This window comes from Bradyrhizobium sp. (assembly GCF_035701725.1).
In the GTDB taxonomy this organism is placed as follows: Bacteria; Pseudomonadota; Alphaproteobacteria; order Rhizobiales; family Xanthobacteraceae; genus Bradyrhizobium.
In genome coordinates, this window is the sequence record NZ_DASSRP010000352.1 from 1 (window position 1) to 9265 (window position 9265).

9 protein-coding genes are annotated in these 9265 nt (G+C 61.2%); 8 read left to right on the top strand and 1 reads right to left on the bottom strand.

Annotated elements, in window-relative coordinates; genetic code table 11:
- Positions 1-594: hypothetical protein (locus tag VFL62_RS20995; protein ID WP_325174305.1), on the top strand; the 594-nt coding region annotated here is incomplete at its 5' end.
- A 149-nt stretch (positions 595-743) separates the two neighbouring features.
- Here the strand turns inward: VFL62_RS20995 and VFL62_RS21000 are convergent.
- On the bottom strand, positions 744-1880 hold the full coding sequence (locus tag VFL62_RS21000; RefSeq protein ID WP_325174306.1) for an alpha-hydroxy acid oxidase: 1137 nt from the start codon (positions 1878-1880) through the stop codon (positions 744-746).
- 102 nt (positions 1881-1982) lie between these two features.
- Here VFL62_RS21000 and VFL62_RS21005 point away from each other — a divergent pair, with 102 nt between their 5' ends.
- From VFL62_RS21005 to VFL62_RS21035, 7 genes are all read left to right on the top strand, one after another.
- Positions 1983-2162 carry a hypothetical protein gene (locus VFL62_RS21005; protein ID WP_325174307.1) on the top strand — a complete coding sequence of 60 codons (180 nt, stop codon included), beginning with the start codon at positions 1983-1985 and terminating at the stop codon, positions 2160-2162.
- Between the two features lie 212 nt (positions 2163-2374).
- Positions 2375-3718, top strand: coding sequence for a phosphoglucosamine mutase (glmM, locus tag VFL62_RS21010; RefSeq protein ID WP_325174308.1), 1344 nt, complete (start codon positions 2375-2377; stop codon positions 3716-3718).
- Between the two features lie 144 nt (positions 3719-3862).
- Entirely contained in the window at positions 3863-5107 is a 1245-nt protein-coding gene (locus VFL62_RS21015) for an MFS transporter (protein WP_325174309.1), read from the top strand.
- Positions 5108-5388: 281 nt separating this feature from the next.
- Positions 5389-6207, top strand: a complete 819-nt coding sequence (locus tag VFL62_RS21020) for an outer membrane protein (RefSeq protein WP_325174310.1) — start codon at positions 5389-5391, stop codon at positions 6205-6207.
- A 200-nt stretch (positions 6208-6407) separates the two neighbouring features.
- Complete coding sequence (locus VFL62_RS21025; protein WP_325174311.1) at positions 6408-7286, top strand: outer membrane protein; 879 nt, start codon at positions 6408-6410, stop codon at positions 7284-7286.
- Between the two features lie 228 nt (positions 7287-7514).
- A complete protein-coding gene (locus VFL62_RS21030) occupies positions 7515-7724 on the top strand; it encodes a hypothetical protein (RefSeq protein WP_325174312.1) in 210 nt (69 codons plus the stop codon).
- A gap of 119 nt (positions 7725-7843) precedes the next feature.
- Complete coding sequence (locus VFL62_RS21035; protein ID WP_325174313.1) at positions 7844-9016, top strand: phosphoserine transaminase; 1173 nt, start codon at positions 7844-7846, stop codon at positions 9014-9016.
- The last annotated feature ends 249 nt before the right edge of the window (positions 9017-9265 follow it).

Sequence of the window (9265 nt, forward strand, 5' to 3'; positions counted from 1 at the left end):
GTGGCTTCGTTCGCCGTCCTGGTGTTCGCGTCGGCCGCCTCGGCCCAACAGCCGCCAACGCCGACGCGTATTCGCGGCACCATCGAAAGCGTCGATGGCAATGCACTGAGCGTCAAAACCCGCGAAGGGACTGAGTTGAAGGTCAACATGGCCGACAACATTGCCGTCATCGGCATCGCCAAGACGTCGTTGTCGGAGATCAAGCCCGGAAGCTATATCGGCGTGTCCGGCATGCCGCAGCCCGACGGCAGCCAGAAAGCGCTCGCCGTGCACATCTTCCCGGAGGCGATGCGCGGCGCCGCCGAAGGTTTTCGGCCGTGGGATCTGCGTCCGAATTCAACGATGACCAATGCCACCGTGGCGCAGACTGTCGCCGGCGTTGATGGTCAGGTGATCGACGTCAAGTACAAAGACGGCGAGAAGAAGGTTGTAGTGACGCCGGATACGGCGATCGTCGCTTTCGTTACCGGCGAGAAATCCGAAATCAAGCCGGGCGCCAAGATCATCATCTTCGGTGCAAAGAAGAACGACGATGGCTCGCTTGAGACCAACCGCATCGGTATTGGCCGCGACGGCATTGCTCCGCCGATGTGACGTTCGTCGCCTACGCTTGGGTAGGTGAAAACGTCATCCCGGAGCGTCGCGACAGCGACGAATCCGGGATCTCGAGATTCCGGGTCTGGTGCTCGGCACAAAATTGAGGATCAAGTTTGCCGCCTCGCGCCATCCCGGAATGACAGGAACTATATCGCCAGCACGTGGTCGTCGATTTCGGCGATGGTGTTGACGCCGCACAGGCCCATGGTGGTCATGAGTTCGCCGCGGATGATGTCGATCGCCTTGGTGACGCCGGGACCGCCATAGGCGCCGAGACCGTGGATATAAGCACGGCCGATCATGCAGGACTTGGCGCCCTCGGCGATCGCGCGCACGACATCCTGGCCGGAGCGGATGCCGCCGTCGAACATCACTTCCATCTTGTCGCCGACCGCGTCGACAATTTCGGGCAACGCCGCGATCGAGGAGGGCGCGCCATCGAGCTGACGCCCGCCATGGTTGGAAACGACCAGCGCCTGCGCGCCGGTCTTGGCGGCTTCATTGGCGTCCTCGACGTCGAGAATACCTTTCAGGACCAGTTTGCCTGGCCAGATGCTCCGAATCCACTCGACATCTTTCCAACTCAACGTGGTGTCGAACTGCGTGCCGATCCAGGTGCCGAGTGCGGTGATATCGTCCGTCCCCTTGAGATGGCCGACGAGGTTGCCGAAGGTGCGGCGCTTGCCGCGCAGCACGCCCGCGACCCAGGCCGGCTTGGTGGCGAAATCGACCAGCTTCGACAGCGACCATTCCGGCGGCACGGTCATGCCGTTCTTGATGTCGGCGTGGCGCTGGCCGATGACCTGAAGATCGACGGTGAGCACCAGCGCGCTGCATTTGGCGACCATCGCGCGCTCGATCAGCGCCTTGATGAAGCCGCGGTCCTTCATCACGTAGAGCTGGAACCAGAACGGCTTGTCGACATTGGCGGCGACATCCTCGATCGAACAGATCGACATCGTGCTCAGCGTATAGGGAATGCCGGCCGCCTGCGCTGCGCGGCAGGCGTGGATCTCGCCGTCGCCGTACTGCATGCCGGTCAGGCCGACCGGCGCGAGGATCAGCGGCAGAGCCGCCGGTTCGCCCAGAATCGTCGTTGCGGTATCTCGCTTGGAGACATCGACCAGGATGCGCTGACGTAGTTTGATCTTTTGAAGATCCTCGCGGTTGGCGCGCAGCGTTTCCTCGGCATAGGAGCCGCGGTCGCAATAATCGAAAAATGCCTTGGGCACCTTTCTCATATGGCGCTGCCGCAGATCCTCGATGCAGGTGATGTGTTTCATGGATGTTTCCCGGCCCCGTCTTGTAACTATCGCTTGAAGCGTCATCTAGCACGGTGAGCGCCAGCGCAACATCGCATCCGCGGTAAAACGGAGAACATTCCCATGACCCGACCGCACACGAAATCGTCCGAGCCCAGGAAGGCAGGGAAGAAACAGCGCGATCAGGGGCTCGAGGAGGCGCTGGAAGAGGGATTGGAGGAGACCTTTCCGGCCTCCGACCCGGTCAACGTCACCCAGCCGGCGCCCTCGAAAGAGGACGGTCACGTCCGGCGCAAGGGTTGAAGCGGCCACGACGACCGCCGGATCCATGAATAAATTCTTGTGCTTTCAATGCCTTAGGTTCCATGCCGGGAACCGTCCGGAAATGATTCATCATATTTTTTGAAGCCATTTTAGCCGCGGAGGGATTATAACCGCGCGACGTTAGCATGGGGCTGACGCTCGACCTCTTGGCCATGGCTTTGGCACGAGATGCGGGCGATGCTGGGGGTATTATGAGCCGTAAGTATTTTGGAACGGACGGGATTCGTGGGCTTGCCAATGGCCTGATTACGCCTGAGCTTGCGCTCAAGGTGGGGCAGGCGGCCGGACTCGTGTTTCAGCGCGGCGATCACCGCCACCGCGTCGTCATCGGCAAGGACACCCGGCTGTCCGGCTACATGATCGAATACGCGATGGTGGCGGGCTTTACCTCGGTCGGCATGGACGTGCTGCTGGTCGGCCCGATGCCGACGCCGGCGGTTGCGATGCTGACCAAATCGATGCGCGCCGATCTGGGCGTGATGATCTCGGCGTCCCACAATCTGTTCGAAGACAACGGCATCAAGCTGTTCGGCCCGCAGGGCTTCAAGCTTTCCGACGACGTCGAGAAACAGATCGAGCAACTGCTCGACGAATCGCTCGATCGCCGGTTGGCGCAGAGCGCAAGCCTGGGCCGCGCCCGCCGCATCGACGGCGTGCATGATCGCTACATCGAATTCGCCAAGCGCACGCTGCCGCGTCAGCTCAGCCTCGACGGTCTGCGCGTCGTGGTCGACTGCGCCAATGGCGCTGCCTACAAGGTGGTGCCGGAAGCGCTGTGGGAACTTGGCGCCGACGTCATCTCCATCGGCGTCGAGCCGGACGGCTTCAACATCAACAAGGAATGCGGCTCGACCGCGCCGGAAGCGCTGTGCCGCAAGGTGCGCGAGCTGCGCGCCGATATCGGTATCGCGCTCGATGGCGACGCTGACCGGGTCATTCTGGTCGATGAGCGCGGCCATCTGGTCGATGGCGATCAACTGCTCGCCGTGATCGCGCAAAGCTGGAAGGAGGATGGCCGGCTCGCCAAGCCGGGCGTCGTCGCCACCGTGATGTCGAATCTTGGCCTCGAACGTTTTCTCAATGAGCAGAATATCGAGCTCATCCGAACCCCGGTCGGCGATCGTTACGTGCTCGAGCGGATGCTCGCCGGCGGCTACAATCTTGGCGGCGAACCGTCCGGCCACATCATCCTGTCGGACTACGCCACCACCGGCGATGGTTTCGTTGCGGCGCTTCAGGTGCTGGCGGTCGTGCAGAAACTTCGCCGGCCCGTCTCGGAAGTCTGCCGCCGTTTCGATCCGCTGCCGCAGATTCTCAAGAACGTGCGCTATCGCGCAGGCAAGCCGCTCGACAATGCCGAGGTCAAATCGGCAATCGATGCCGGCGAGAAGCGGCTCAACGGCCATGGCCGGCTTTTGGTGCGCTCTTCCGGCACCGAGCCTGTGATCCGCGTGATGGGTGAGGGCGACGATCGCATGCTGGTCGAAGAAGTGGTCGACCAGATCGTCTCCGCGCTGGGCCAGGCGGCGGCCTGACTGCCGTTAAGCGGGGGTTTGGCCCGACGCATCCACCTTTCAAATTCTCCAGGTGCATCGCAGCCATTTTCTATTGGCGGTGGTCTGACGAGGGCCACCGGCGTAGGAACCTACTGCTGATATCTTCCTTGCCGGAATGATTGCTTGAACAAGCCTGTCGTCGTCTCCGAGGAAACCCTGACCGAACCGGTCGTCGTGGAAGACGCATCGCCCGCGCTGCAGGCGAGCGTCGCCGGGCCGGCCTATGTCGTCTTGATCGGCATCAGCTTCTCGCACTTTCTCAACGACACCATGCAGTCGTTGATCGCATCGGTGTATCCGATCCTCAAAGACAATTACGCGCTGGACTTCGCGCAGATCGGGCTGATCACGCTGGCGTTCCAGTTCACGGCGTCGCTGTTGCAACCCTTGGTCGGCCACTTCACCGACAAGAAGGCGCAACCGTTCTCGCTCGCGATCGGCATGTCCTCGACGTTTTTCGGGCTGCTGCTGCTCAGCATCGCACACCAGTATGCGGTGATCCTGATCGCGGCTGCGCTCATTGGACTCGGCTCGGCGGTGTTCCATCCGGAATCGGCGCGGATTGCACGGCTCGCGTCCGGCGGACGTTACGGTTTTGCGCAGTCGGTATTTCAGCTCGGCGGCAGCTTCGGGACCTCGATGGGGCCGGTGCTTGCGGCGCTGATCGTCGTTCCGTTCGGTCAGCCCAGTATCGCCTGGTTTTCCTCGATCGCGTTCCTTGCGATCGTGGTGCTGTGGCGGATCGGCCAATGGTACAAGCCGCAGATCAAGGCGAAGAAGCTCGCGGCCGTCGAGCGCCGTTCGGATGCGCTGAACCCGCGCAGCGTTGCGATCGCAATCGTCGTCCTTGTCGTGCTGTTGCTGTCGAAGCAGCTCTACGTATCGAGCCTGTCGAGCTACTACATTTTCTATTTGATCGATCGTTTCGGCGTATCGACGCAGGCCGCGCAGCTCTATCTCTTCGTCTTCCTGGCCGCGAACGCGATCGGCGCGTTCTTCGGCGGTCCGTTGGGGGATCGCTTCGGCCGCAAGATCGTGATCTGGTTCTCGATCGTCGGGGCGCTGCCGTTCACGCTGGCGTTGCCTTATGTGGGGCTCGAGGCAAGTGCTGTATTGACCGTCTTCATCGGGCTCATCATTTCATCGACCACGTCCTCCATCATCGTGTTCGCACAGGAACTGGTGCCGCACCGTTTCGGCATGATCTCGGGCGTGTTCTTTGGGGTGGCGTTTGGGGTCGGCGGTCTCGGAGCGGCAGCGCTCGGCAAGCTCGCCGATCACACCTCGATCGCCTTTGTCTATCAGATATGCTCGTTCCTCCCGGCGATCGGATTGCTTGCGGTGTTCTTGCCGAAGATGCCGAAGTAGCGAGTAGGGCATAGCGAATAGCGAATAGCGAATCGGGATCGACGTCCGCTCCATTCGCTACTCGCTATTCACCATTCGCCAACTTTTCATTCACACATCGTTAGCCTTTGTGGCGGCGATCGCCCCATTTGGGCAGGGAGAACGCGCGGCGGCGATCTCGTTCGCGAAAAATCAACCTTAAAAATTAGGGTTAAGCGCCGCTTAAACATTTGGTGCCATCGTCCGCGTCGTGAGTTTCTGGATGTGGGGCCGTCGCCTCACCGGCCAAAAGGACGAAACCAATGCGTAGTGTGAAAATTTTCGTTGTCGCCGGCGCGGCATCCTTGTTGTCTTCGATGGCGTTCGCCGCCGACCTCGCGATTGCGCCGCCGCCGATGTCCTATGCTCCGCCGCCCGCCGCTGACTTCGGCGGATGGTATCTGCGCGGCGACATCGGTTTCAGCAACCAGAGCGTCGGAAATCTCGACAATGCGCTGTACTATACGCCGGGCACGACCGTTCAGCATCAGGGCCTCGGCTTCGATACGGCTGGCGTGTTTGGCGTCGGCGTCGGCTACCAGTTCAACAATTGGCTGCGCGTCGATCTCACCGAACAGTATCGCGGCAAGGCGAACTTCCACGGCGCCGATATCGTCTCGTTCAACGGCGTGCCGACGAGCACCAATCTCTACACCGCCAGCAAGTCGGAGTGGCTGACGTTGGCGAATGTGTACGCCGATCTCGGTACCTGGTGGTGCATCACGCCGTTCGTAGGTGCCGGCATCGGTGCATCGCGTAATACTATCTCGAGCTTCACGGACGTCGGCCCGCAGACAGCTAGCACCGCGTTCGGCGACACGGCCTCGAAGTGGAATTTCGCCTGGGCGGTGCATGCCGGTCTTGCCTATAAGGTCAATCCCGCCTTCACAGTCGAATTGGCCTACAGCTACGTCGATCTCGGCAGCGCCCAGAGCGGCGACGAGTTCACCTTCCAGGGCGTAAATAGCGTCTACAACCCGATGAACTTCAAGCACATCACCTCGCAGGATCTGACGCTCGGCGTTCGCTGGAATCTCTACAGCCCGCCGGCCTACGTGCCGCCGCTTGTCACCAAGGGCTGATCGAACGGGTCTTCAGTTAACCGGTATTAACGGCGCGGGATGTTTCCCGCGCCGTTTTGCTTTATGCGCCCGAAGAAACTTCGAGGAGAGGGCGCCTGTTTTCGAACAAGATCGCGCCCAGAACGCGCCCCCGACAACGATTGATTAAGGTTAACGAGCGATGATCGCGGCACGAGTCCAGTTGCGAATGGGAGTGTTCGATGCGTGTCGTGCTGTTGGCGATGGCGATGTTGGGAATGATCGTGCAGGCGCACGCCGCCGACATGCCTGATTTCCTTCGCGGCTCGTTCAGCGGCGCCGCTCCAACTGTAAACTGGAGCGGCTGGTACGCCGGCGGCACCGTTGCCTACAACTCGTCAGCCCAGGACTTCAGCGGCTCTCTCTCGGGCCTGACCAATTTCATCTATCGCGACACGACCCTTGAAGGACCGACGTCGAGCCTCACGGCCCTGGGCAAGGCGACGACACAGGGGACCGGTTTTGGAGGATTCATCGGCCGCAATTGGCAGTGGGAAGATGTCGTTCTCGGCATTGAAGCCAACTACAACTACATGAGCAGGCTCTCGGCTTATTCGTCGTCCAGCCTCGGGCCGCTCTTGATTACAAATCCGCCTGGCGAGAATCCGCCTGCCGGCACGTCGGATACCTATAGCGTCAAGCTCGTGGGCTCCGCTGTGGCGACGCTCCAAGACATGATTACCTTCAGAGGCCGCGCCGGCTATGCTTGGGGCGACATCATGCCCTATATGTTTGGCGGCCTTGCCGTTGGCCGGATGGATGTGGAGCGTAGCGTCACGACCACCACGACAAAGCGGGTCGATACGATAACGACCGACGCCTTTGGTAACACCATCACCACATTTGGCCCGACGCTAACGGTACCTTCGTTGACCACAACGATGTCTCAGGGAAGGACCAACAATTTTGTCGCGGGCTGGACCGCTGGCCTCGGCTTCGAATTCCGGATTTGGCAGGGGCTGTTCGCCCGTGCCGAGTATGAGCACGTCGGGTTCTCGCCAGTCGAGAATGTGAGGGTTACGGTCGACACGGCGCGCGCTGGTCTCGGCTACAGATTCTGACGCCTGCAATTGCGAGGATCGGGCGTCGATTACGGCGCCGGAATCGCGCTCACCTTTTGCCGCAGTTTCGACCTCAGCCTGAAGGCGCCTTTGCGGACGCTGGCAAACGCGTTTCGCCGTTCTTTCTCCTTAACGAGCGATAAACTAATCCCGTCATCAGGAATTTTGCATAGGAACGATCCGTGGCAGTTGGCGTCTGTCCGGCGCATGCAAACCTGGGGACGTCAGATGAAGCGCTATTCCATTGTCCGGATCGGCGACGACTATGTCGTGCAGGCCGATGAGCAGAGCGTCCTGAAGGTCGCAAGCCGCCGTCGGGCCGCACAACTTGTGACGGATGCCGCGGAATTGCTCAATGCACAGCTACAGCCCGCAGCCGATCCCGAGCCTTCGGACGGCGAGCCGGTGGCGCCCGTTGACGTTCCTGCGCCGCACTGAGGTGGCGCGCGAATTGCGGTCAGCGGCCGAAGTTTCTTGACGATCCGTGGCGATTCCCCTATTCACGACGGCGGGACACCTCCCCCCAACGGGAGGCTTGCTATCTGGAAGGGTAGATCATGACTGCAGCGAAGCCCGCTTCGCGGCCAATCGTGCCGCATTTTTCTTCCGGCCCCTGCGCCAAGCGCCCCGGCTGGACCCCGCAAAATCTGAAGGACGCAGCTCTCGGCCGTTCGCACCGTGCGAAGATCGGCAAGGAGAAGCTCAAGCGCGCGATCGACCGGACGCGGGAAGTGCTGGAAGTGCCGGCCGATTACCGCATCGGCATTGTGCCGGCTTCCGATACCGGCGCGGTCGAAATGGCGTTGTGGTCGCTGCTCGGCGCGCGGCCTGTCACGGCGCTGTCCTGGGAATCCTTCGGTGAAACCTGGACCGGTGACATCCTCAATCAGTTGAAGCTGAAGGACGTCACCAAGCTCGCTGTGGGCTACGGCGATATTCCCGATCTTTCCAAGGTCGATCCGGCTTCCGACATCATCTTCACCTGGAACGGTACCACCTCGGGCGTGCGCGTGCCGAATGCCGACTGGATCAGCGCCAAGCGCGAGGGGCTTGCGATCTGCGACGCCACTTCGGCGGCGTTTGCGCAAGCACTCGATTGGCCCAAGCTCGATGTCGTGACCTTCTCCTGGCAGAAGGCTCTCGGCGGCGAGGCCGGTCATGGCATGCTGGTGCTGAGCCCGCGTGCCGTCGAACGGCTCGAGAGCTACAAGCCGGCGTGGCCGCTGCCGAAGATCTTCCGCATGACCAAGGGTGGCAAGCTCAACGAAGGCATCTTCGTCGGCGAGACCATCAACACGCCATCGATGCTGTGCGTCGAGGATTACCTCGACGCGCTGAACTGGGGCAAATCGATCGGCGGTCTCAAGGCGCTGATGGCGCGCGCGGATAAGAACCTCAAGGTGCTCGAGGACTGGCAGGCGAAAACGCCGTGGATCGATTTTCTGGCCAAGACGCCGGCGACCCGTTCCAACACCTCGGTTTGCATGAAGATCACCGATCCCGCGGTCGCTTCACTGAACGCCGATGCGCAGATCGACTTCATCAAGAAGTTGGTCGGTCTGGTCGAGAAGGAAGGCGCCGGTTACGACTTCGCGGGTCATCGCGATGCGCCGGCCGGCTTGCGCATCTGGTGCGGCGCTACTATCGAGGCGAGCGACGTCGCATTGCTCACGCAGTGGATCGACTGGGCCTTCGCCGAGACCAAGGCGCAGCTTTCGAAGGCGGCCTAGCACCCTGACCCTCTCCCTTGGTGGGAGAGGGTGCCTGAAACGTGAAGCGTTGAGGGCGGGTGAGGGGTCGTCTCCGCTTCTTACCCCTCACCCGGCTCAATCTCGCTTCGCTCGATTTCGCCACCCTCTCCCACAAGGGGAGAGGGTTTCGACGGCAACCTCCAAATTCCGCTTTCAGGATCACACCCATGACAAAACCCAAAGTGCTCATTTCCGATGCGCTGTCGCCGGCCGCGGTCCAGATCTTCA

Coding starts and splice junctions, on each gene's coding strand:
- VFL62_RS21025 (WP_325174311.1), top strand. CDS start 6,408: ATGCGTGTCGTGCTGTTGGCGATGGCGATGTTGGGAATGATCGTGCAG.
- VFL62_RS21035 (WP_325174313.1), top strand. CDS start 7,844: ATGACTGCAGCGAAGCCCGCTTCGCGGCCAATCGTGCCGCATTTTTCT.
- VFL62_RS21005 (WP_325174307.1), top strand. CDS start 1,983: ATGACCCGACCGCACACGAAATCGTCCGAGCCCAGGAAGGCAGGGAAG.
- VFL62_RS21020 (WP_325174310.1), top strand. CDS start 5,389: ATGCGTAGTGTGAAAATTTTCGTTGTCGCCGGCGCGGCATCCTTGTTG.
- VFL62_RS21000 (WP_325174306.1), bottom strand. CDS start 1,880: ATGAAACACATCACCTGCATCGAGGATCTGCGGCAGCGCCATATGAGA.
- VFL62_RS21030 (WP_325174312.1), top strand. CDS start 7,515: ATGAAGCGCTATTCCATTGTCCGGATCGGCGACGACTATGTCGTGCAG.
- glmM (WP_325174308.1), top strand. CDS start 2,375: ATGAGCCGTAAGTATTTTGGAACGGACGGGATTCGTGGGCTTGCCAAT.